At 68.3% G+C, this 22,688-nt stretch carries 22 protein-coding genes; 15 read left to right on the top strand and 7 right to left on the bottom strand.

What is annotated here, in order from left to right; all coding sequences use genetic code 11:
* Positions 1 to 5: 5 nt before the first annotated feature.
* Positions 6 to 803 (bottom strand): AraC family transcriptional regulator, encoded by a 798-nt coding sequence (locus tag ACZK1G_RS21480; protein ID WP_101766279.1) that lies wholly within the window; start codon positions 801 to 803, stop codon positions 6 to 8.
* A 78-nt stretch (positions 804 to 881) separates the two neighbouring features.
* On the opposite strand from ACZK1G_RS21480, the gene ACZK1G_RS21475 reads away from it, so the two are divergent.
* Complete coding sequence (locus tag ACZK1G_RS21475) at positions 882 to 1,136, top strand: hypothetical protein (protein ID WP_101766278.1); 255 nt, start codon at positions 882 to 884, stop codon at positions 1,134 to 1,136.
* A gap of 84 nt (positions 1,137 to 1,220) precedes the next feature.
* Here ACZK1G_RS21475 and ACZK1G_RS21470 read toward each other — a convergent pair whose 3' ends face one another.
* Together ACZK1G_RS21470 and ACZK1G_RS21465 are read right to left on the bottom strand one after the other, a co-directional pair.
* Positions 1,221 to 2,234, bottom strand: a complete 1,014-nt coding sequence (locus ACZK1G_RS21470) for an energy transducer TonB (protein WP_014038885.1) — start codon at positions 2,232 to 2,234, stop codon at positions 1,221 to 1,223.
* Positions 2,235 to 2,433: 199 nt separating this feature from the next.
* The gene (locus tag ACZK1G_RS21465) at positions 2,434 to 3,054 is read right to left on the bottom strand and encodes a TIGR00645 family protein (protein WP_014038884.1); all 621 of its coding nucleotides are present in this window, start codon (positions 3,052 to 3,054) and stop codon (positions 2,434 to 2,436) included.
* A 112-nt stretch (positions 3,055 to 3,166) separates the two neighbouring features.
* Here ACZK1G_RS21465 and ACZK1G_RS21460 point away from each other — a divergent pair, with 112 nt between their 5' ends.
* The 4 genes from ACZK1G_RS21460 to ACZK1G_RS21445 all read left to right on the top strand — a co-directional run bounded on the left by ACZK1G_RS21460 (position 3,167) and on the right by ACZK1G_RS21445 (position 8,652).
* Positions 3,167 to 3,856 carry a glutathione binding-like protein gene (locus tag ACZK1G_RS21460; RefSeq protein WP_049442833.1) on the top strand — a complete coding sequence of 230 codons (690 nt, stop codon included), beginning with the start codon at positions 3,167 to 3,169 and terminating at the stop codon, positions 3,854 to 3,856.
* A gap of 162 nt (positions 3,857 to 4,018) precedes the next feature.
* Entirely contained in the window at positions 4,019 to 6,244 is a 2,226-nt protein-coding gene (locus ACZK1G_RS21455; protein WP_101766277.1) for a S9 family peptidase, read from the top strand.
* A gap of 25 nt (positions 6,245 to 6,269) precedes the next feature.
* The gene (locus tag ACZK1G_RS21450; RefSeq protein WP_101766276.1) at positions 6,270 to 6,785 is read left to right on the top strand and encodes a cytochrome c oxidase assembly factor Coa1 family protein; all 516 of its coding nucleotides are present in this window, start codon (positions 6,270 to 6,272) and stop codon (positions 6,783 to 6,785) included.
* A gap of 67 nt (positions 6,786 to 6,852) precedes the next feature.
* The gene (locus ACZK1G_RS21445; RefSeq protein WP_101766275.1) at positions 6,853 to 8,652 is read left to right on the top strand and encodes a DUF885 domain-containing protein; all 1,800 of its coding nucleotides are present in this window, start codon (positions 6,853 to 6,855) and stop codon (positions 8,650 to 8,652) included.
* Positions 8,653 to 8,757: 105 nt separating this feature from the next.
* On the opposite strand, the gene ACZK1G_RS21440 is transcribed toward ACZK1G_RS21445, so the two are convergent.
* Entirely contained in the window at positions 8,758 to 9,222 is a 465-nt protein-coding gene (locus ACZK1G_RS21440) for a hypothetical protein (RefSeq protein WP_014038879.1), read from the bottom strand.
* A gap of 186 nt (positions 9,223 to 9,408) precedes the next feature.
* On the opposite strand from ACZK1G_RS21440, the gene ACZK1G_RS21435 reads away from it, so the two are divergent.
* The 4 genes from ACZK1G_RS21435 to ACZK1G_RS21420 all read left to right on the top strand — a co-directional run bounded on the left by ACZK1G_RS21435 (position 9,409) and on the right by ACZK1G_RS21420 (position 12,009).
* The gene (locus tag ACZK1G_RS21435) at positions 9,409 to 9,657 is read left to right on the top strand and encodes a hypothetical protein (protein ID WP_005420185.1); all 249 of its coding nucleotides are present in this window, start codon (positions 9,409 to 9,411) and stop codon (positions 9,655 to 9,657) included.
* A 123-nt stretch (positions 9,658 to 9,780) separates the two neighbouring features.
* Positions 9,781 to 10,698 carry a bestrophin family protein gene (locus ACZK1G_RS21430; RefSeq protein WP_049444225.1) on the top strand — a complete coding sequence of 306 codons (918 nt, stop codon included), beginning with the start codon at positions 9,781 to 9,783 and terminating at the stop codon, positions 10,696 to 10,698.
* A 19-nt stretch (positions 10,699 to 10,717) separates the two neighbouring features.
* Positions 10,718 to 11,707, top strand: coding sequence for a porphobilinogen synthase (hemB, locus tag ACZK1G_RS21425; protein ID WP_101766274.1), 990 nt, complete (start codon positions 10,718 to 10,720; stop codon positions 11,705 to 11,707).
* A gap of 32 nt (positions 11,708 to 11,739) precedes the next feature.
* Positions 11,740 to 12,009 (top strand): hypothetical protein, encoded by a 270-nt coding sequence (locus tag ACZK1G_RS21420; protein WP_049444222.1) that lies wholly within the window; start codon positions 11,740 to 11,742, stop codon positions 12,007 to 12,009.
* Positions 12,010 to 12,105: 96 nt separating this feature from the next.
* Here ACZK1G_RS21420 and ACZK1G_RS21415 read toward each other — a convergent pair whose 3' ends face one another.
* The gene (locus ACZK1G_RS21415; RefSeq protein ID WP_101766273.1) at positions 12,106 to 12,969 is read right to left on the bottom strand and encodes a TolB family protein; all 864 of its coding nucleotides are present in this window, start codon (positions 12,967 to 12,969) and stop codon (positions 12,106 to 12,108) included.
* 48 nt (positions 12,970 to 13,017) lie between these two features.
* On the opposite strand from ACZK1G_RS21415, the gene aroE reads away from it, so the two are divergent.
* The 3 genes from aroE (at position 13,018) to dinG (ending at position 16,478) form a co-directional block, all read left to right on the top strand.
* Positions 13,018 to 13,863: a shikimate dehydrogenase gene (gene aroE / locus ACZK1G_RS21410; RefSeq protein WP_101766272.1), complete on the top strand. Its 846-nt coding sequence runs from the start codon at positions 13,018 to 13,020 to the stop codon at positions 13,861 to 13,863.
* A 3-nt stretch (positions 13,864 to 13,866) separates the two neighbouring features.
* Entirely contained in the window at positions 13,867 to 14,220 is a 354-nt protein-coding gene (locus ACZK1G_RS21405) for a hypothetical protein (protein ID WP_049444215.1), read from the top strand.
* Between the two features lie 155 nt (positions 14,221 to 14,375).
* Positions 14,376 to 16,478: an ATP-dependent DNA helicase DinG gene (gene dinG, locus ACZK1G_RS21400; RefSeq protein ID WP_014038872.1), complete on the top strand. Its 2,103-nt coding sequence runs from the start codon at positions 14,376 to 14,378 to the stop codon at positions 16,476 to 16,478.
* 67 nt (positions 16,479 to 16,545) lie between these two features.
* Here dinG and ACZK1G_RS21395 read toward each other — a convergent pair whose 3' ends face one another.
* Both ACZK1G_RS21395 and ilvD read right to left on the bottom strand, forming a co-directional pair.
* Complete coding sequence (locus ACZK1G_RS21395; protein ID WP_101766271.1) at positions 16,546 to 17,718, bottom strand: DUF418 domain-containing protein; 1,173 nt, start codon at positions 17,716 to 17,718, stop codon at positions 16,546 to 16,548.
* Between the two features lie 108 nt (positions 17,719 to 17,826).
* Complete coding sequence (gene ilvD / locus ACZK1G_RS21390; protein ID WP_101766270.1) at positions 17,827 to 19,665, bottom strand: dihydroxy-acid dehydratase; 1,839 nt, start codon at positions 19,663 to 19,665, stop codon at positions 17,827 to 17,829.
* Between the two features lie 456 nt (positions 19,666 to 20,121).
* On the opposite strand from ilvD, the gene ACZK1G_RS21385 reads away from it, so the two are divergent.
* The 3 genes from ACZK1G_RS21385 to ACZK1G_RS21375 are packed head-to-tail and all read left to right on the top strand — an operon-like array spanning position 20,122 to position 22,539.
* Complete coding sequence (locus tag ACZK1G_RS21385; protein ID WP_014038869.1) at positions 20,122 to 20,694, top strand: DUF1190 domain-containing protein; 573 nt, start codon at positions 20,122 to 20,124, stop codon at positions 20,692 to 20,694.
* 7 nt (positions 20,695 to 20,701) lie between these two features.
* Positions 20,702 to 21,880, top strand: coding sequence for a glutathionylspermidine synthase family protein (locus tag ACZK1G_RS21380; RefSeq protein ID WP_101766269.1), 1,179 nt, complete (start codon positions 20,702 to 20,704; stop codon positions 21,878 to 21,880).
* Complete coding sequence (locus ACZK1G_RS21375; protein WP_101766268.1) at positions 21,880 to 22,539, top strand: hypothetical protein; 660 nt, start codon at positions 21,880 to 21,882, stop codon at positions 22,537 to 22,539. Before ACZK1G_RS21380 ends, ACZK1G_RS21375 begins: the two co-directional genes overlap by 1 nt.
* Positions 22,540 to 22,688 lie beyond the last annotated feature (149 nt).

Here is a 22,688-nt window from a genome sequence, read left to right as displayed (position 1 = left end):
GCGACTTAATCCCCTCCGTCCCCTTTTGCGTAGCGCGCGGGCGTCACCCCCATCTCGCGCTTGAACACGGCGATGAAGGCACTCGTCGTGTCGTAGCCCATCGACAGCGCGACGCTGATCACCGGTTCGCCGGACAGCAGACGGGGCAGCGCCAGCAGTACGCGCAGGCGCTGCCGCCACTGGCTCAGCGTCATGTGGGTTTCGGCCTGCCAACGACGGGCGAGGCTGCGGCTGGACAGGCCGCAGGTGGCTGCCCACGCCTCGACACTGCGAAGGTCATCCGGCGAACGTGCCAGCACCGCCGCGATCCGCCGCAGGCGGCGATCCCGCGGTTGTGGCAGGGCAAGCGGCAGCGGCGTGCTGGCGGTGATCTCATCGGCGATCACGCCGGCCAGGCGTGCCTGCGCGGCGTCCAGTGCCTGGTGTGGCCAGTGCAGCGCACGCATCATCGCGGCCTGCAACAGCGCGTTGGGCTGGAAAATGCGCGGTACGGCGGGCAGGTCCAGGCAGGCCTCGGCGCAGAAATACAGGCTCCAGCCATCGAACCCTTCCGCCCCCACCAGTGCGTGGGGCAGCAAGGGCGGAATCCAGGCAACATGCCCCGCCGGCAGCAGCCACTGCAGATCGCCGGCCTCGATCCGCAGCACGCCCTGGTGCGCGCCCAGCAGCTGGCCGCGGACGTGCTGGTGACGGGCGGTGCGGCGCCGTCCGGGCACCCGCAGCTGGGAGGCCATGACGAGGGGACCGCCTTCGGCGTTCGCCAAAGCGGGGTCAATCAACGCAGGTGATGTCTGATCTGCCATATCCAATGGCAGTTATACGGCAGAAGTGTCGCTGGCTGGGCGGCACACTGGCCTCCCGATCCCACAGGAGCATCACCCATGCAGCCGCAGGACATCCTTCCCGACCACCAGAACGACGTGCAGGTAAATGGCCTCACCGTGCGCAAGGGTAGCGTCGGTGCCTTCCTCGCCACCGTCCGTGACTGGCAGGATCCCGCCAGCGATGACGCCACCCGCGCCACCGCCGAAGCCGACCTGCGTGCGCTGCTGCCGGGCCTGCATGCGCTGGGCCTGTTCCAGGTACTGGCCGCGCGCGATCCAGCACTGCAGCGCATGATCGACAGCCTCTCCTGAAACGAACACGGCCCGGACATGCCGGGCCGTGTCGTCATTGCGGGGCGGAAACGACTTAATCCCCTCCGTCCCCTTTTTTCGTGGTCAGCCGCCGCCCGGGGCGAATACCAGGGTGCGGCGGGTGGTGACCGGCGCGCTGACCGGCTCGAAGCGCCAGCGCTTGACCGCGTTCATGGCTTCACGATCGAAGACGCGCGACGGCGTTGCGCGCAGCACGCGGGCGTTGATCACCGAACCGTCGGTGCCGACGGTGATTTCCACCAGCACTTCGCCGGAGGTGCCTGCACGCAGTGCCTCGGACGGATAGCGTGGTGCCGGGGTGCTGACCGGGCGCAGGTTCGGCGCTGCAGCGGCCGCCGGGGCTGCAGCCTGGCGTGCCGCGCTGGCCTGCTGGGCGGCGGCCTGCTGCTGCTTCTGCTCGGCTTCGCGGCGGGCAGCGGCTTGGCGCTCGGCTTCCTGGCGCTCGTTGTCGCGGCGGGCGGCATCCTGCTGGGCGGCGATCTGCTTGGCTGCGTCGGCTTCCTTGGCGCGCTGCTCGGCCAGGCGCTGCTGTTCGGTCTGCTGCTTGCTGCGGTCCTCGGCGTCCTTCTTCGCCTTCTCGGCTTCCGCTTCGGTGCGCTTGGCAGCGTTCTGCACGCCCTTGGCCAGGCCGTCCTTCAGGCGCGGCAGCGCCGGCGCGGACGCATCCACCTTCTCGATCAGCGCCACCAGGCGCTGTGCTTCGGTGTAGTCCTCGCGGCCCAGGTGCTGTTCGGCAGCGATCAGGGTGTAGGGCAGCAGGTCGGTCAGCGCGCTCTTCACCGAGGCGTCGTCCGGGGTCTTGTCGCGCAGGGCGAGGTAGTACTCGATGGCGTTGTCGCCGGCCGGCGCGTACATGCGGTTCTCGCGCAGCGCCTGGCTGGCCGACTCACGCAGCTGCTCGGTGCCCATCGACTGCACCTTGGCGGCGACCACCGGTGCGGCCGGTGCAGCGGCGGTGGGTGCGGCGGCCGGGGCCGGTGCCGCGGATTCTTCCTTGCCCGAGCAGGCGGCCAGCGCCAGTGCCAAAGCAACCGGCAGCCACCGGCGCGCGGCGGTGATCGTTGAGACGTGCGACATCCTGCTCCCCTCTAGAAGACGACGTGACGTAAATCATTGATATGCATGGCCGGGACCTGCGGTCCGGGCGCGGCAGGGTGACGTTTCCCGACGCCACCGCCGGCAACGGCGAGGGTGCAATCTAGCATCCCGGCCACCGCCGCGTACAAGGGGCGGTGGCCGGGAGGGGCAACGGCCACCGCCGTTGCCTGCGACGACCTCAGTGGTCGTGCGCCTTGTCGTGCGACTTGCTGTGGCTGTTGGACATCAGCTTGTCGGTCCAGGCGATGCCGATCGCCGACAGGATGAACACGCAGTGGATGATGGTCTGCCACAGCACGCCTTCCTGGGTCAGCATCGAGCAGCGGGCGACGCCGATGTTGGCTGCGGCCACGCTCATCTGTTCCGGCGTGCACAGCGGAATGCCGCCCAGCGCACCACTGGCGATGAAGGTCTTCAGCAGGTGGATCGAGGAGATGCCGATGATCGCCATCGCCAGCTTCACCTTCAGCACGCTGGCGTTGACGTGGCTCAGCCACTCCGGCTGGTCCGGGTGGCCTTCCAGGCGCAGGCGCGAGACGAAGGTCTCGTAGCCGCCGACGATCACCATCACCAGCAGGTTGGAGATCATCACCACGTCGATCAGGCCCAGCACGATCAGCATGATCTGCTGTTCACCCATCGAGGCGGAATGCGAGATCAGGTGCCACAGTTCCTTGCCGAACAGGAACACGTAGACGCACTGCGCCACGATCAGGCCCAGGTACAGCGGCAGCTGCAGCCAGCGCGAGGCGAAGATCAGCGTGGACAACGGGGAGAGCGGCGGGCGGTTTGCACTCATGCGGGGGATGCTGCGTTTCGGGGGAGAGGCGAGGTTACCGGCCCGCCATGACGGTGCCAACCCAACTCTCGCACTAGACTTCAGGTTCCTTTCCGCGCCCCGAGCCGACGCCATGATCGACCTGTATTACTGGCCCACCCCGAACGGCCACAAAGTGACCCTGCTGTTGGAAGAAACCGGCCTGGAATACCGCATCCACCCGGTCAACATCGGCTCGGGCGACCAGTTCAAGCCGGAATTCCTCGCCATTTCGCCCAACAACAAGATGCCGGCCATCGTCGACCAGGCCCCGGCCGATGGCGGCGCCCCGCAGAGCGTGTTCGAGTCCGGCGCGATCCTGCTGTACCTGGCCGAGAAGACCGGCCAGTTCCTGCCCCGCGACCCGCGCGGCCGCGTCACCACCTTGGAGTGGCTGTTCTGGCAGATGGCCGGCCTGGGCCCGATGAGCGGCCAGATGGGGCATTTCAATGTGTATGCGCCGGAAAAGATCCCGTATGCGATCGAGCGCTATGACAACGAAGTGCGCCGCCTGCATGGGGTGATGGACAAGCGCCTGGCCCAGCACGCCTTCCTGGCCGGCGACGAGTACACCATCGCCGACATGGCCAGCTACCCGTGGATCGGCGCCTACGACAAGCTGCCGGTGGATTTCACCGCATTCCCGAACCTCAAGCGCTGGCACGATGCCATCGCCGCACGCCCGGCCACCCAGCGCGCCTATGCGCTGCGCCAGCAGGTGAACCCCAACGCCGGCAAGCCGCTCAGCGACGAAGAGCGCAAGCACCTGTTCGGCCAGCGCTGACCCGTCGCGGGGTCGGATCCCTTTGCAGCGCAAAGGGCTCTGACCCCAGCACCGCGGCATGGGCGGAAGGTCATGCTGCCTTCCTGCACAGGCTTGGTTAGGATGGGGGACGACCGCCCGGCGCCCGCCGCGGGGCGGACCTGCCGTTTGACGGGATCCTCCATGCGCCACCTGTTCGCTTCGCTCGCCCTCATGCTCGCCACCAGTACCGCCGCCCACGCCGAAAAGCTGACCCTGGAAGCCATCACCGGCCCGCTGCCGCTGTCTGGCCCGACCCTGATGAAGCCGAAGGTGGCGCCGGACGGCTCGCAGGTCAGTTTCCTGCGCGGCAAGGACAGCGACCGCAACCAGCTGGACCTGTGGACGTACGACATCGGCAGCGGCCAGACCCGCCTGCTGGTTGATTCCAAGGTGGTGCTGCCCGGCACCGAGACCCTCAGCGACGAGGAAAAGGCCCGCCGCGAGCGCCAGCGCATCGCCGCGATGACCGGCATCGTCGATTACCAGTGGTCGCCGGACGCGCAGCGCCTGCTGTTCCCGTTGGGCGGCGAACTCTACCTGTACGACCTCAAGCAGCAGGGGGCGGCGGCCGTGCGCCAGCTGACCCACGGTGAAGGCTTCGCCACCGACGCCAAGCTGTCGCCGAAGGGCGGCTTCGTCAGCTTCATCCGCGGCCGCAACCTGTGGGTGATCGATCTGGCCAGCGGCAGGCAGCTGCAGCTGACCCGCGACGGCAGCACCACCATCGGCAACGGCGTGGCCGAGTTCGTCGCCGATGAAGAAATGGACCGCCACACGGGCTACTGGTGGGCGCCGGATGATTCGGCCATCGCCTTCGCCCGCATCGACGAGACACCGGTGCCGGTGCAGAAGCGCTACGAGGTCTACGCCGACCGCACCGATGTGATCGAACAGCGTTACCCGGCCGCCGGCGACGCCAACGTACGCGTGCAGCTGGGCGTGATCGCACCGGCTGCCGATGCGCAGCCGCGCTGGGTCGACCTGGGCAAGGAGCAGGACATCTACCTGGCCCGCGTCGATTGGCGCGATGCACAGCACCTGAGCTTCCAGCGCCAGTCGCGCGACCAGAAGCAGCTGGACCTGGTGGAAGTGGCACTCGATTCCAACCGCCAGCGCGTGCTCGCCCACGAGACCAGCCCGACCTGGGTGCCGCTGCACAACAGCCTGCGTTTTCTGGATGACGGCAGCGTGCTGTGGTCGTCCGAGCGCACCGGCTTCCAGCACCTGTACCGCATCGACAGCAAGGGCAAGACCACCGCGCTGACCCGCGGCAACTGGCCGGTGGACGAGCTGCTGGCGGTCGATGAAAAGGCCGGCAAGGCCTACTTCCGTGCCGGCATCGAGAGCTCGCGCGAAAGCCAGATCTACGCGGTGTCGCTACAGGGTGGCGAGCCGCAGCGCCTGTCCAAAGCGCCGGGCATGCACAGCGCCAGCTTCGCCCGCAACGCCAGCGTCTATGTGGACAGCTGGTCCAACAGCACCACGCCGCCGCAGATCGAGCTGTTCCGCGCCAATGGCGAGAAGATCGCTACCCTGCTCGAGAACGACCTGGCCGATCCCAAGCATCCGTACGCGCGTTACCGCGATGCGCAGCGCCCGGTCGAGTTCGGCACGTTGATGGCTGCCGACGGCAAGACCCCGCTGAACTACAGCCTGATCAAGCCGGCCGGCTTCGATCCGTCCAAGCGCTACCCGGTGGCCGTGTACGTCTATGGCGGCCCGGCCAGCCAGACCGTCACCGACAGCTGGCCCGGCCGTGGCGACCACCTGTTCAACCAGTACCTGGCCCAGCAGGGCTACGTGGTGTTCTCGCTGGACAACCGTGGTACCCCGCGCCGTGGCCGTGACTTCGGTGGCGCGCTGTATGGCAGGCAGGGCACGGTGGAAGTGACCGACCAGCTGCGTGGCGTGACCTGGCTGAAGCAGCAGCCGTGGGTGGACCCGGCGCGCATCGGCGTGCAGGGCTGGTCCAACGGCGGCTACATGACCCTGATGCTGCTGGCCAAGGCGTCGAACCAGTACGCCTGTGGCGTGGCCGGCGCACCGGTCACCGACTGGGGCCTGTATGACAGCCACTACACCGAACGCTACATGGACCTGCCGGCGCGCAATGAAGCGGGTTACCGCGAAGCGCGCGTGCTGACCCACATCGATGGCCTGCGTTCGCCGTTGCTGCTGATCCACGGCATGGCCGACGACAACGTGCTCTTCACCAACTCGACCAGCCTGATGAGCGCGCTGCAGAAGCGTGCGCAGCCGTTCGAACTGATGACCTATCCGGGTGCCAAGCATGGTCTGTCCGGTGCCGATGCCCTGCATCGCTACCGTGTGGCCGAAGCCTTCCTGGGACGCTGCCTGAAGCCCTGATGGACAAACGGGAAGGAGCCCGCCGATGACCCTGCCACCGCCGATTCCCACCCATGGCCCGAGGCCCGCCGGCTGGTGGTGCCGTCACTGGCGCTGGGCGATGCCGCTGACCGTGCTGTTGGTGCTGGCCGGTGCGGGTGGCGTGGTGGCCTGGAGCGTGCTGCGCTGGAGCGAGGCGGCACGCGAGAGCCCGCCGATGCGCGAAGCGATGCGTCGCGCGGGGTGCAGCATCGAACTGGTGGAAGCCTTCGGCGAGCCGCTGCGCACCGAATCGATGCCGCTGGGCAGCATGCAGACCGCGCTCAACGGCCAGCGCGATGTCGGCCTGACCGTGGCCCTGGAAGGCCCCCGCGCACACGGCCGGTTGTTCGTGAAGGGCACCCGCAGTGACGACGTGTGGGACTACCCGGTGATGTACGTGCTGGGCGAGAACAAGCAGACCTTCGACCTGACCGCACTGGATGACGATGAAGCCGCGCAGGAATGCGAACTGCAGGCCTGCCGCGAACGCGGCGAATGCCCGCTGACCGCGGCGTTGTGACCTCCGGCCGATTGTCGCCACCGCGCTGAGCGCGTAGGGTGCGGGCAACCCTGTCCTGGAGTGCACCATGAAGCCGATCGCGTTGGCCGTTGCCCTGGCCCTGACCGCTGCCCCGTTGCTGTCCGCACCGCCGGCGCTGGCTGCACCCGCCGCCAAGGCCGCTACTCCTGCCAGTCCGGCCTGGGTGGCCCGCAGCAATGCACTGGCGCAGATCCTGCTTGATGCGCAGGGCCCGTTCCAGCCGGAAGAAACCGGCTTCTTCGGCGTGCCCGGCTACGACGACAAGGTGGCCGACCTCGGCCCGGACAACGGCAAGCGCTACCGCGCCGCGATGGCCAAGGCCCGCGACGAACTGAAAGCCAAGCTGGCCACCGAAAAGGATCCCAATGTCCGCCAGGACCTGGAGATCATGATCCACGCCGCCAACCAGAACATCGAAGGCAGCGAGCTCAACGAGAAGTACCTGCTGCCGTGGAGTGACGCGCCGCAGACGGTGTTCAGTGGCCTCAACCTGCTGCTGTCCGACCAGGTGCCGGCCGAGCGCCGGGCCAAGGCGCTCGATCGCCTCAAGGCTTACGCCGGCCTGCAGCCGGGCGGCACCGCGTTCACCACGCTGGCCCGCCAGCGCTACGAAGAGCGCTTGAAGGACGGCAGTCTGCTGCAGCCGACGAAGATCGAAGTGCAGCAGTCGCTGGACAACGTCGAGACCTACATCACCGGCATCGAGTCGCTGCTGAAGAAGTACCAGATCGCCGGCGCCGATGAAGCGATGAAGGCCCTGGCCGGGCAGATGAAGGACTACGCCAGCTGGACGCGCTCGACCGTGCTGCCGAAGGCGCGTACCGACGCGCGCCTGCCGGCACCGTTGTACGCCTACCAGCTCAAGCAGGTCGGCATCGACATCGACCCGAAGCTGCTGATGCAGCGCGCGCAGCTGGAGTTCATGGAAACCCGTTCGGCGATGCAGCAGCTGGCGCCGCTGGTGGTGAAGGACAAGGGCCTGAAGGTGGCCGACCCGAGCGACCCGGTGGCGGTGATCCGCGCGCTGAAGGCCGACAAGATCGCCGACGACCATCTGGAAGGCCACTACCGCAAGGTGATCGATGCGATCGATCCGCTGATCCGCGAGCACGCCATCGTCGATGTGCCCAAGCGCGCGATGCAGATGCGCCTGGGCTCGGCTGCCGAGAGCGCGGCCAGCCCGGCACCGCATTTCCTGCCGGCGCCGCTGGTCAACAACACCGGGCAGCAGGGCACCTTCGTACTGCCGCTGGGTAACCCGGCGGCGGGCCCGGGCGCGCAGTACGACGACTTCAACTTCGGTGCGGCGGCGTGGACGCTGAGCGCGCATGAAGGCCGCCCCGGCCACGAGCTGCAGTTCACCGCCATGGTCGAGCGCGGCGTGTCGCTGGCACGCACCATGTTCGCGTTCAATTCGGTGAACGTGGAAGGCTGGGCGCTGTATGCCGAAGCCGAGATGGTGCCGTACGAGCCGCTGGACGGGCAGATGATCGCCCTGCAGTTCCGACTGCTGCGCGCCGCACGCGCGATGCTCGACCCGATGCTCAATCTCGGCCTGACCGACCGTGCCAACGGCGAGCGCGTGCTGATGGAGCAGGTCGGCCTGTCCAAGGCGATGGCCACCCAGGAACTGGACCGCTACATGGTGCGAATGCCGGGCCAGGCCGGCAGCTACTTCTACGGCTACACCCGCATCCTGGAACTGCGCATGCAGACCGAGCTGGCACTGGGTGCGAAGTTCGATCGCCTGGCGTTCAACAACTTCCTGCTCGACCAGGGCCTGTTGCCGCCGGACCAGCTGGCCGATGCGGTGAACAAGGTGTTCGTGCCGAAGTACAAGCGCTGAGCATCATCGGGTAGTGCCGGCCGCTGGCCGGCATTCCCTTGGCGCAGGAAGCATTCCTGAGGTTGCCGGCCAGCGGCCGGCACTACCGGCGTTGACCCGGGAGGGTCAACGCTGCGGCTGCGGTGTGATCACCTGCGTCGGCAGCCGTGCCGGGGGGGCCGGGTTCGGTACCCAGATCGCGACGCCGGCGGCGCGTTTCTGCGTGGTCGGAATACCAATGCCGACGCCACCGCCGACATGCGAGCCGAACGTGCCGGCACCCACCGACATGCCCACCGGCGAACCGCTGCTGCCCACGCCCATCAGCACCACGCCATTGGCGCCCAGCGCTGCGGCCTCGCGCTTCAGGCGCGCCACCGCCGCATCGGTCTGGCCCTGCGTGCCGAAGCCCACGGCAGACGCCGATTCCAGCTGGGCGATTTCCTGGGAACCGGCCGGCGGGGTGGAATAGATCTGCACCAGCGCCGGATCGATCGGTGCGCGGGCGCGCCCCAGCATGACCTTGGAGGTGCTGGCACAGCCAGCGGCGACCAGCAGGATGGCCGCCAACGCGGCCCAACGGATGTTCATGGCACGACCCCTGTAGGACTGGTTGCGATCATCGGCGGGCCACTCTGAATCGGCGCCAACACCCGGGCCAAGGCACGCACGGCAGCACGCTAGCACGCTGACGGTGACAGCCCCGCCAACGGCAGTAGGCGGCGACCGCGGGAACGACTATGGTGGACAGACAGGAACCAACTGCGGGAGAGCGGAATGGGTGTGATCAGTCTGTTGTGGGGCGTACTGGCGCTGTTGTGGATGATCCTGGCGCTGATTCCGCTGCTGGGCTGGGGCAACTGGTTCCTGATCCCGTTCGCCGCCGTGGGCGCGGTGATCGCCGCGCTGGGCATCCTGTTCACCCACCCGACCAAGCGCGGCCGGGCCTGGGCCGGGCTGGTGCTGAACGGCATCGTGGTGGTGGTCGGCATCCTGCGCCTGGGCCTGGGTGGCGGCGTGATCTGAGCCGCGTCGCCGGGTGCGACAGGGCGTCGCAGGTACACGGCCGCGGGCCGGGCAGGGGCGTACAATGAACGGCTGCGCGAGCCCCCCGCGTGCCTGTGAATCCGCGCCCGGCGCGGCTGCCCCATGATCATCCGACCCCGTCCCCACGGCTGGCAACTGCTGTACATCCTGCGCGGCTCGATCGTCAAAGCGATCGCGCCGAAGGTGCTGGCCATCCTGATCCTGTCCATCGCGGTGGCCGCGGTGGTGGAACTGGCGCCGCCGACCGGCATCGAACGCGTTTCCGTCACGCCGTTCACCCTGCTAGGCCTGGTCCTGTCGATCTTCCTCAGCTTCCGCAACAGCGCCTGCTATGACCGCTGGTGGGAAGGCCGCAAGCTGTGGGGCCAGCTGGTCTACGAATCGCGTTCGCTGGCCCGCCAGGTCAACCTGCTGCTGGCCGATGACGCCGGCCGCCGTCGCCGCGTCGCCTACCTCACCACCGCCTTCGCCCATGCGCTGGCCGCGCGCCTGCGGGGCCGCATCGTGGCCCTGGCGGCGTTGCCGTGGCTGGACAAGCCGCAGCGCGAGCAGCTGGGCCAGCGCGAGAACGTGCCGGACGCATTGCTGTCGATGATCGCCGCCGAGCTGGCCCAGGCCCTGCGCGCCGGTGAACTCGACCCGATCCTCTACACCCAGCTGGAAGAGCGCCTGCACGCAATGTCGTCGATCCAGGCGGGCTGCGAGCGCATCCTCACCACGCCGCTGCCGTTCGCCTACACCCTGCTGCTGCACCGCTGCGCGTGGATGTTCTGCGTGCTGCTGCCGTTCGGCCTGGCCAGTTCGCTGGGCTGGGGCACGCCGGTGCTGTCGGCGGTGCTCGCCTATGCTTTCTTCGGCCTGGACCAGCTGGGCGAAGAAATGGAAGACCCGTTCGGCCTGGAGCCGAACGACCTGCCGCTGGACGCGCTGGTGCGCACGATCGAGATCGACCAGCTCGACGCGCTCGGCGAACGCCCGTTGCCCGAACCCCTGCTGCCGCAGGGCTACCTGTTGCAATAGCCACTCCTCGGAGCCTGCCATGTCCCACCCGCTTTATCGCCCGCGCCGCATGCGCCACGACGAGTTCTCGCGCCGCCTGATGCGTGAGAACACGCTGACCACCGACGACCTGATCTACCCGGTGTTCGTGCACGAACGGGCTGGCCGCACCGCAGTGCCGTCGATGCCGGGCGTGGAGCGGCTGTCGATCGAAGAACTGCTGAAGGTGGCCGAAGAGGCGCTGGAGCTGGGCATTCCGGTGATCGACCTGTTCCCGGTGATCGACCCGTCGCTGAAGTCGCTGGACGCGTCGGCGGCGTGGGCCGAGGACGGCCTGGCGCAGCGTGCGATCCGCGCGCTGAAGTCGCGCTTCCCGGAACTGGGGGTGATGACCGACGTGGCGCTGGACCCGTACACCACCCATGGCCAGGACGGCATCATCGATCACAAGGGCTATGTGCTCAACGACATCACGGTCGAAGCACTGGTCAAGCAGTCGGTATCGCACGCCGAAGCCGGCGTGGACATCGTCTCGCCGTCGGACATGATGGACGGCCGCATCGGCGCGATCCGCCGTGCACTGGATGCCGACAACCACATCAACGTGCGCATCATGGCCTACTCGGCCAAGTACGCCTCGGCGTTCTACGGCCCGTTCCGTGATGCAGTGGGCAGCGCGGCCAGCCTCGGCAAGGCCGACAAGAAGACCTACCAGATGGACCCGGCCAATGGCGACGAGGCCCTGCGCGAGATCGCGCTGGACCTGGAAGAGGGCGCCGACATGGTGATGGTCAAGCCGGGCATGCCCTACCTGGACCTGGTGCGCCGGGTGAAGGAAAAATTTGGCGTGCCGACCTTTGCCTACCAGGTGAGTGGCGAGTACGCGATGATGAAGGCCGCCTTCGCCAACGGCTGGCTGGACGAACGCGCCTGCGTGATGGAGTCGCTACTGGGCTTCAAGCGGGCCGGCGCCGATGGTGTGCTGACCTATTTCGCGCCGCAGGTGGCGCGATGGCTACGCGAGCGCTGACAATAGCGCCACGATAGACGGAGGAATACGCGATGGGACCCGAACTGGGATGGATGCAATGGCTGATCTGGGGCATCGGTACGCTGGTGTTCGGGGCCATCATCGTCGGTGTGTTCATCGCGGCCTGGCGGGCCGGCAAGCGCCCGCCGGAACAGCTCTCCGCCGCCCGTCACGTGGCCCGTGAGCAGGCGCTGCCGGACAGCGTGCAGGCCGAGCTGGCCGCGCTGAACCAGCGCAAGGACAACGGCCAGCTGAGCGAGATGGAGTACGAGCAGTTGCGCGCCAAGGTGCTGTCGCGCTGACTCTCCGTTCGGGTAGCCGCCAACCTTGGTTGGCGCTTTCCCGCATGCCAACCAAGGTTGGCATCTACCAGACGGCTATCCACGCATGGCGTGGATCTACCGCACGCACCCCGGCACCGCCACCACCTTCGGCACGGCCAACCGGTACACATCCACGCCACCGGCACGCGGCGCCTTCGCCGCACTGCTGGCAACCATCATCTCGCCCGGCTTGGCGTTGTCGATCACCGGCGCGCCGGTCCAGCCGCCGGCCTGGTTGAACGACAGTCCCAGCGGCTGCAGCACCACGCCGGTCCACGCACAGCCGCTGCTCCACACCTGCGCGATCGTGCCGCTGCCGCGGCTGAACACCACGGCGCCGTCATGGCCCAGCCAGTCACCGTCGGTCTCGTCGTCGGCGCTGTTCAACGCGCTCAGTGCGCTGGCCGGGTCGCGCAGGCCCTGCGCATCCAGCGTCGCCACGAACAGGTCCCAGCCGGCGCCGCGGCCCTGCTGCCGGGCAAACAACAGCCGCTGGCCATCCGCGCTCAGGGCCGGCCCGCGCTCTTCCCGGCGACCTCCGTCACCGGCCAGCGGCTGCGCCGGGCCCAGTTGGCCGTCGGCGGCCAACGCGGCGCGGTACAGCGCCAGCGCGCCCTCGCGACCGGCCGCGAAGAGCAGCCAGCGGCCGTCTCGGCTGAAGTAGGGATCGCGGGCCTCACCAGCCACGCCTACCGGCAGTGCCTGTGCCTGCTGCCAGCGACCGTCCACCACGCGTGCCTCCCACAGGCCCCAGCCGGTCTCGCTACGGCGGGCGAAGACGATGCGCTGGCCATCGGCGCTGATCGTGGCGCGGCCCTCGTCGGCGCGGGTCGAGACCACGCCCATGCCTTCGATGCCGAACTCGTTCAACGCCATCGCCACGGGGGCAGAGAGTAGACTGGCGGCGAGCACCAGCAGGGGCGGGGTGATGCGCATCATCCGGTTCCGTGCACGAAAGAGCATCAGTCTAGCCAGCTTGAGGATTCCATGACCGACCGTTACGCCGTCTTCGGACACCCCGTTGCCCACTCGAAGTCGCCGCAGATCCACGCGACGTTCGGTCGCCAGGAAGGCATCGCCATCGACTACCGCGCGATCGACCTGGCCCCGGATGCGTTCCTGGCCGGCCTGGAGGCCTTCGCCGCCGAGGGCGGTGTCGGTGCCAACGTCACCCTGCCGCACAAGGAAGCCGCGTTCTCGGTCTGCACCACGCTGACCGCACGCGCGCGCCGCGCCGGCTCGGTCAACACGCTGCTGCGCAAGGGCGACCGCTGGCACGGCGACACCACCGATGGCATCGGCCTGGTGCGCGACCTCACCGACCGCCACGGCCTGGACCTGCGCGGCCGCCGCGTGCTGATGATCGGCGCCGGTGGCTCGGCGCGCAGCGTCGCCCCGGCACTGCTCGATGCCGGCATCACCGAACTGGTGGTGGTCAACCGCACGCCGGAGCGCGCCGACGAACTGATCGACGCGATGGGCGAGCCGGGCCGTGCGATCAGCCGCTACTGGGAGGACCTGCGCGACCTCGGCGACTTCGAACTGATCGTCAACGCCACCTCGGCTGGCCGCGACCGCGACGTCGAGTTCAAGCTGCCGCTGTCGCTGGTCAATTCGATGACCACCGCCGTCGACCTGAACTACGGCGAGGCGGCCATTGCCTTCCTGGCCTGGGCCCGTGCGGCGCAGTGCCGCAATACCGTCGACGGCCTGGGCATGCTGGTCGAGCAGGCCGCCGAGAGCTTCCTGCAGTGGCACGGCGTGCGCCCGCAGACCGGCGAGATCTACCAGGCGCTGCGCCAGGGCTCGGCCGTGCTGGCCGGCGAGGACTGACCGATGGACAGCACAACCCTGATGGTGACCGTGCTGAGCATGGTCGGCGTGCGCCTGCCGGTGCTGATCGCGCTGTGCGTCGGCCTGGTCTGGGTGGTCGGTGCGCCGCGCGATGCCACCCGCACCGGCGCGCTGGTCGGCCTGCTGTTGCTGCTGCTGTCCAGCTTGGGTGGCCTGGCGGCGGGCATGCTGCCGATGTGGCTGGTCAGCAGTGGCAACTTCAGCGCCATCTCGGGCATGAGCGCCATCTTCGGCGTGGTGCATTTCGCGCTGGCGATGGTCGAGGCCATCGGCGTGGTGCTGCTGGTGTGGGCACTGGTGCGCCTGCTGCGGCTGCGCGGCAACGCGGTGCAGTGACACCCGGGTGACGGCCCCGGGCCGTCGCCAGCAGCGTCCGGCGTGTTCATCCAGCCGCCGGGCGTCGTCGCTGCCCCGTTCAGGCAGCCAGCGGCGGCGGACATGGCCGGCCATGCGACAATGACCGGCCTGATCCAGCTACGGTAGTTCCCGGCGTGACCGAAACCGTCGCCGCTCCGCGCACGCTCGATGACACCTTGAAGGACGCGATCCGCAAGGCGTACACGACGCTGCAGGCCAATACCCCCGGCTTCTCCACCCGTCGCTCGCAGAGCCAGATGATCGGCGTGGTGTCGCGCGCGCTGTCGAAAAGCGGTGGCGTCGGCGTGGTCGAGGCGCCGACCGGCGTCGGCAAGAGCCTGGGCTACCTCACCGCAGGCGTACCGATCGCACTGGCCAGCAAGAAGAAGCTGGTGATCAGCACCGGCACCGTGGCGCTGCAGTCGCAGCTGGTCGAGCGTGACATCCCGAATTTCCTCAAGGCCACCGGCCTGGAAGCGACCGTGGCGCTGGCCAAGGGCCGTACCCGCTACCTGTGCACGCGCAATGCCGCCGAGGCGCAGGGCGAGGGCTCGCAGGGCGGCATGTTCGAGGATGACGCACCCTTGTTCGACCGGCCGCTGGCGCCGATCGAGATGGACATCGCCAAGCGCCTGACCGACGCCTTCACCGGCGGCAGCTGGGACGGCGATATCGACAACGCGCCGGAGACCATCAGCCCCGGCCTGCGCAGCCGCATCACCACGCCGGCCTCGGGCTGCGCCGGGCGCCGCTGTGCCTATTCGGCGCAGTGCGCGGTGCTGCGTTCGCGCAACACGGTGCGCGATGCACAGATCGTGGTCACCAACCACGCGCTGCTGCTGTCGGCGCTGTCGATCGGTGACAGTGACAACGGCCAGCCATTGATCGCGCCGCCGTCGGACATGCTGCTGGTGCTGGACGAAGGCCATCACATCGGCAACGTGGCGATCGACCAGGGTGCGGCCAGTCTCGCGCTGGACGAGATGGCCAAGCGCACCGGCCGCCTGCAGATCCTGATCGCCGGTGCCTACCGCGCGGTCGACAAGGACCGCCTTGGCAACCTGTTGCCGAACGAAGCGATCGAGGTCGCCAGCAACGTCGCCAAGCAGCTGCGCGCGTTCCGTGACCACATCGAACGGGTGTGGATGCCGGCGCCGGCGGACGAAGAGCCGATGTGGCGCGCGGCCAATGGTCGCCTGCCCGAGGCCTGGCGCGAGCCGATCGAAGCGCTGGCCGACGATACCCGCAGCCTCTACAACTGGGCGCATGCCGCCACCGCGCAGGTGGCCAAGGGCAAGCCGGACGATGCCGCGCGCGAGCGCCTGCAGCGCAACCTGGGCATGGCGCTGGAAATGATCGAGCAGCAGTACAACCTGTGGCAGGCGTGGCGCCGCGAAGACAAGGACGGCGCACCACCGATGGCACGCTGGGTGACTGCCACCCGCGATGGCGACCTGGTGCTGCACGGCTCGCCGGTGTCGGCCGCGCACGTGCTGCGCAAGCTGCTGTGGGACGAAGTGGATTCGGTGGTGATGACCTCGGCGACGCTGACCGGTGGTGGCGACTTCCAGTCGCTGGCGATCGACAACGGCATTCCGGAAGAGGCCGAGATGGTCTCGCTGTCGTCGCCGTTCGACCTGCCCAACCAGGCCGAGCTGATCGTGCCGAAGTTCCCGGTCACGCCGGACGACCGCGAAGGCCACCCGCGCGAAGTGGCGCGTTACCTCGACACCGAACTGGACTGGGCCAAGGGCTCGATGGTGCTGTTCACCTCGCGCTGGAAGATGGAGAAGGTGGCCGGGCTGATGTCGGCCGCGCGCCGCAAGCAGGTGCTGGTGCAGGGCGAGATGTCCAAGACCCGGCTGATCGACGAGCACCTGCGCCGCGTGGCGGCAGGCGAAGGCTCGGTGCTGTTCGGGCTGAATTCGTTCGGCGAAGGCCTCGACCTGCCCGGTGAGGCCTGCACCACCGTGGTGATCACCCAGGTGCCGTTCGCGGTGCCGACCGATCCGCAGACCGCCACCCTCAGCGAGTGGTTCGAGGGGCGCGGGCTCAACGCGTTCAACCTGATCGCTATTCCGCATGCGCTGCGCACGCTGACCCAGTTCGCCGGCCGCCTGATCCGCACCTCCACCGACACCGGCCGCGTGGTCATTCTCGATTCGCGGCTGCTGACCCGCCGCTACGGCAAGCGCATCATCGACGCGCTGCCACCGTTCAAGCGCGTGATCGGCTGAGAAAAGGGGACGGAGGGGATTAAGTCGCAAGTGGCACTAACGACCTGATCCCATCCGTCGCCGGTGGCTATCGCCGCAGCGGCAGCCATTGCCCTTCGCTGGCACTGCGCCACAGCCATTCGACCGGCCCGAAGCGATGGCCGCGCAGCCACCACGCGCTCGCCCACAGCTGCAGCGGGAACACCACCGCCGCCACCAGCAGCACTGGCCACAGCCCGTACTGCGGGCCGATACCCAGCCCGAAGCCGGCAAACAGCGGCACGCAGATCGCGCTTTGCAGCAGGTAGTTGCTGAGTGCCATGCGCCCGGCCGGCACGAACACGCGCAGCATGCGCTCGGCCCACGGGCGCAGATAGAGCAGGGTGAAGATCGCCGCCGCAGCAATGCCCAGTGCCAGCGGCGCAACGCGATAGGACACGCGCAGCAGATAGCCGGGCATGCCCGAACGCAGCGCCGGCCATGTCGGTTTGAGCGCATCGGCCTGGGCATCGATCCACAGGAATACCGCTGTCAGCAGCAGGCTGCCGATGGCGATCGAGCGCAGCAGCGGCAGATGCGCCTGCGGCTGCTGCAGCAGCCCGCGACGGCCGGCCCAGTAGCCCAGCAGGAAGCGGCCGAGCACGAAGAACAGCAGCGCCCAGTTGCTCAGCTTCAGCCATGCGGCCAGCTGCAGGTTGTGCCACCACGCCTGCGCCAGCGTGCCGTGCGCCAGAGCATCGAGCGCCATGGCGTTCATCTGCGCGCGCGGTGTGAGCAGGGCGACCCATTCGCGGATCCACGGCGACAGCAGCGGTGGCAGCAACAGGGCAATGAACACCCCGCTGAACAGCAGTGCGCGATCACCCAGGTGACGGAACAGCGGCAGCAGCAGCCCCACCAGCGCATACACCAGCAGGATGTCACCCCACCACAGCAGCACCGAATGCAGCAGGCCGATCACCAGCAGCACGCCCATGCGTCGCAGGTGCGCGGCCATGCTGCCCTGGGCATTGCCATCCATCTGCATCGCCACGCCCATGCCGAACAGCAGCGAGAACAGGGTGATCGCCTTCATGTCCACCAGCCATTCCATGCCGGTACGGATGGCGTGGTCGAGCGCCGCGCTGGGCAGTGCCTGCTGCGCGGCCTCGGTCATCAACGCATCGAGCGAGAAGAAGCGCAGGTTGACCAGGAACACGCCGAGCAGTGCGAACCCACGCAGGGCATCGATGAGGGGCTGGCGCGGCGGGCGATGGGTCATGCCGCGCAGCGTACCGGATCGGTAGTGCCGGCCGCTGGCTGGCAACCTCATTGATGTGCAGACGCATTGTGCAGATGCCGGCCAGCGGCCGGCACTACCGCACTGGGATCAATCGCCGAGCAGCGCGGTGTTGCGTACGGCGCCCTTGTCGGCACTGGTGGCCAGCAGCGCGTAAGCCTTCAGCGCGCTGGTGACCTTGCGCGGGCGCGGTGCGCGCGGTTTCCAGCCGCGTGCATCGGCGTCGGCGCGACGCTGGGCCAGTGCGGCTTCATCCAGCAGCAGGTCGATGCGGCGGGCCGGGATGTCGATGCGGATGCGGTCGCCGTTTTCCACCAGGCCGATGACACCGCCGCTGGCGGCTTCCGGCGAGACGTGGCCGATCGACAGGCCCGAGGTGCCGCCGGAAAAGCGGCCATCGGTGAGCAGCGCGCATTGCTTGCCCAGCCCCTTCGATTTCAGGTAGCTGGTCGGGTACAGCATCTCCTGCATGCCGGGGCCGCCCTTCGGGCCTTCGTAGCGGATCACCACCACGTCACCCGGCTGCACTTCGTCGGCGAGGATGCCGGCGACGGCGGCGTCCTGGCTTTCGTAGACGCGCGCAGGGCCTTCGAACACATGGATCGACTCGTCCACGCCGGCGGTCTTCACCACGCAGCCATCCACGGCCAGGTTGCCGCGCAGCACGGCGAGGCCGCCTTCCAGTGAATACGCGTGCTGCAGCGAGCGGATGCAGCCTTCGGCGCGGTCCACGTCCAGGGTCGGCCAGCGCGTGGCCTGGCTGAAGGCCTCCTGGGTGGGGATACCGGCCGGGCCGGCCTTGAAGAAGGCATGCAGGGTGTCGTTGTCACTGCGCACCACGTCCCAGCGTTCCAGCGCGTCGGCCAGGCTGGTGCTGTGCACGGTCGGCACCGTGGTATCGAGCAGGCCGGCGCGGTCCAGCTCACCGAGGATGCCGAACACGCCGCCGGCGCGATGCACGTCTTCGATGTGGTACTTCGGCGTGTTCGGTGCCACCTTGCACAGCTGCGGGACGCGCCGCGACAGTGCATCGATGTGGGTCAGGTCGAAGTCGACTTCGGCTTCCTGCGCGGCAGCCAGCAGGTGCAGGATGGTGTTGGTGGAGCCGCCCATGGCGATGTCCAGGGTCATCGCATTGGCGAAGGCGGCCTGGGTGGCGATGCCGCGCGGCAGCGCGCTCGGGTCTTCGCCGCCATACCAGCGGTGGCAGAGTTCGACGATCAGGCGGCCGGCGCGGCGGAACAGCGCCTCGCGGTCAGCGTGGGTGGCCAGGGTGGTGCCGTTGCCGGGCAGCGACAGGCCCAGCGCTTCGGTCAGGCAGTTCATCGAGTTGGCGGTGAACATGCCCGAGCAGGAACCGCAGGTGGGGCAGGCGCTGCGCTCGAACGCGGCGACCTTCTCGTCGGAGGCGCTGTCATCGGCGGCCACCACCATCGCGTCGACCAGGTCCAGCTTGTGCTCGGACAGCTTGGTCTTGCCCGCTTCCATCGGCCCGCCGGAGACGAACACCACCGGGATGTTGAGGCGCAGCGCGGCCATCAGCATGCCGGGGGTGATCTTGTCGCAGTTGCTGATGCACACCAGCGCGTCGGCGCAGTGCGCGTTGACCATGTACTCCACGGCGTCGGCGATGATCTCGCGGCTGGGCAGCGAATACAGCATGCCGTCGTGGCCCATCGCGATGCCGTCGTCCACGGCGATGGTGTTGAATTCCTTGGCGACGCCGCCGACCTGTTCGATCTCGCGCGCGACCAGCTGGCCGAGGTCCTTCAGGTGCACGTGGCCGGGCACGAACTGGGTGAAGGAGTTGGCGATGGCGATGATCGGCTTGTGGAAGTCGCCGTCCTTCATGCCGGTGGCACGCCACAGGGCGCGGGCGCCGGCCATGTTGCGACCGGCGGTGGAGGTGCGGGAACGGTATTCGGGCATGGCTGGCGGAACGGGCGGGCCGTACGACGTGGGGGTCGCCTGATCATGGACAATTTTTTCGGTTGCTGCTGCAACCACCGGAGGTGGTCCGACCGGGCTGCGCCCGGCACCCGCGGTAGTGCCGGCCGCTGGCCGGCAACCTCAACGGCAACAGCTGGGCTATCCGTGGGATGGCGGGGTGGGTCCGGCTGCGGGGGACGGCGCCAGTACGTCCATGTAGCCTCGGTCGCGCCATCCATGCCGCTCACACCCCCGCAACCGGACCCACCCCGCCTTCGACAGTTGGCCGCAATCTGACGGGGTCGGATCCCGTTGCTGCGCAACGGGCTCTGACCCTGATTCCTGATTGGAACGACGAAAATGAAAGTCCGTTCATCTTTCCAACTTTGCCGATTCCGGTTGCTGGTCCGGATTTGGCATCATTGGGGCATTGATCCGTCGACAGGGCATGAGGCCATGAAACGTTCCCGCACCACCGCGCTGCTGCTGATGAGCGCCGCGCCGCTGCTGTTCACCGCCTGCCAGAAGGAGCCGGAGGTGAAGGTGCAGGAAGGCCTGTATACCTCGGTGGAGGCCTGCACCGAGGCCACCGGCGATCCGTCGTCGTGCCGCAATGCGTTCGCCGAAGCGCAGAAGCAGGCCGCCGATGCGGCGCCGAAGTACGCCAGCAAGGAAGCCTGCGAGAAGGACTACAAGCCGGAGCAGTGCGTGCAGCAGCACACCTCGGCCGGTACCTCGTTCATCGGCCCGATGATGATGGGCTTCTTCATGTCGCAGATGCTGAGCAACCGCGGCGGCCTCGCCCCGCAGGCGCCGGCCGCGTCGCCGGCCTACCAGGACAAGAGCGCCGGTTGGGCGCGTCCGGCTCCGGGCGGCAGCGGTGGCCTGAACACCGCCAGCGGCATTGGCGCCGGCAAGGCCGGCCTGGCCCCGGTCACCAGCGAGCCGAACCGTGCGGTCACCGCCAGCCGTGGTGGCTTCGGCAACACCAGCGCACGCCGCAGCACCAGCGGCAGCTACGGCGGCTGATCGACCCATGCAGCGCATCCGGATTGCCGAGCGTGCCCAGTGGCGGGCACGCGCGGAAGAGGCGGGTTTCCGCTTCCACACCATCGACGGCCAGCCGTACTGGGATGAAAGCGCGTACTACGCCTTCACCCTGCGCCAGATCGAGCAGGACATCGAAGACCCCAGCGCCGAGCTGCACCAGATGGCGCTGGACCTGGTCGGTGATGTCATCGGCAGCGAACGGTTGATGGACCAGTTGGCGATTCCGTCGCACTACCGCGACTGGATCGCCGACAGCTGGCGCCAGCGCCAGCCGCATCTGTACGGTCGCCTGGATCTGGCCTACGACGGCACCGGCCCGGCCAAGCTGTACGAACTGAACTACGACACGCCGACCTCGCTGTTCGAGGCCAGCTTCTTCCAGTGGCAGTGGCTGGAAGACCAGCGCAACGCCGGTCGTCTGCCGCAGCACGCTGACCAGTTCAATGCGATCCATGAGGCGCTGGTCGAACGCTTCGGCGAACTGGCCACGCAGCTGCCGCCGCCGCTGTATTTCAGCGCCGTGGGCAGTTCGGAAGAGGACCGTGGCACCGTCGACTACCTGCGCGACTGTGCATCGCAGGCCGGCCTGCATGGCCAGGCCATCGCCATCGAGGATATCGGCCTGTCCGAGGACGGCCGCTTCACCGCGCTGGATGATTCGGTGATCGGCACGCTGTTCAAGCTGTATCCGCTGGAAGACCTGATGGCCGAAGAGTTCGGCCGCGCGCTGCCCGGTTCAGGCGTGCAGCTGCTAGAGCCGGCGTGGAAAGCGATGCTGAGCAACAAGGGCATCCTGCCGCTGCTGTGGCAGCGCAACGTGGGTCATCCGAATCTGCTGGAAGCGCATTTCGATGACGGCAGCACGCTGGCGTCGGGCTGGGTACGCAAGCCGCTGTTCTCGCGCGAAGGTGCCAACATCGAGATGCACCTGGCCGATGGCAGCACCCAACGCAGCGACGGGCCCTACGACGGCCCGGCGATCATCCAGCGCGCGCATCCGCTCACCCGCTTCGAAGGCGGCTATCCGCTGATCGGCAGCTGGGTGGTGGGCGACCACGCCTGCGGCATCGGCATCCGCGAGGACGACAGCGCGATCACCCGCGACAGTGCGCGCTTCGTGCCGCACGCAATCGTTGATGAGGCGCCGACGCGGATCTACGTCTGATGGCGGTGCGGCGCAATCGCGACCTGCGGCCTGCGCCACTGCCGGGTCGGCATCTGGATGACGGCCACGCCCTGTGGCGCTATGCCGACCGTATCGCGGTGCGTTGCCACCGCTGCGATACCCCCGGCTGGGTGGTGGGTACGTCGGAATCGCGACGCTTCCGCTGCCTGGGCTGCAGCGAAGCACTGAACGGAGGCTGCGGCTGCAGTCGTTGTGGCCCGGGTGACTGGGTGGGACCGGTGCGCTACGGCGGCTACCGGCCTTGCGGCTACTGCGGCCACAAGTGGGTAAGCGCTGAAGTGCATCGTGCACGCGCGACGCCGCCACTGCGGACGCTGGCGGCGGACTGCAGTCAGTGCGGACGTAGCAGCGAGGTGGAGGTCACGCTGTCGCGATGGCGTGGCAATGAGGCGATCGACCCGCATTTCGGCCTGCCGCTGCGGTTGGTCGAAAAGACGGCGGCGGGCGTGCTGTGGGCCTACAACGAGGCCCATCTGCAGGCACTGCACGATTATGCCGCCGCGCCTCTGCGCGAGCGCGCGGGCGTCACCAATGGCTCCATGTTCTCGCGCCTGCCGCAGTGGATGAAGCTGGCCCGCAACCGGGTGTTGCTGCGGCGCGCGGTGGAGCGGTTGCAGCGGCGATTGCTGCAGGGGTGATGCCGGCCTTGGTCGGCGCTGTGGGTTTTGTGCCAACCAAGGTTGGCACCTACCCGGGCGATGTGCCGGCTGCTGCATGGGTAGTGCCGGCCGCTGGCCGGCAATCGGTGTTGGTAGATGCCGACCTTGGTCGGCGCTGTGGGCTTCGT

It is taken from the genome of Stenotrophomonas sp. 109824_Sma (assembly GCF_056480025.1).
Note: the sequence above shows the minus strand (reverse complement) of the source record. Positions and strands in the feature narration are given on the sequence as shown.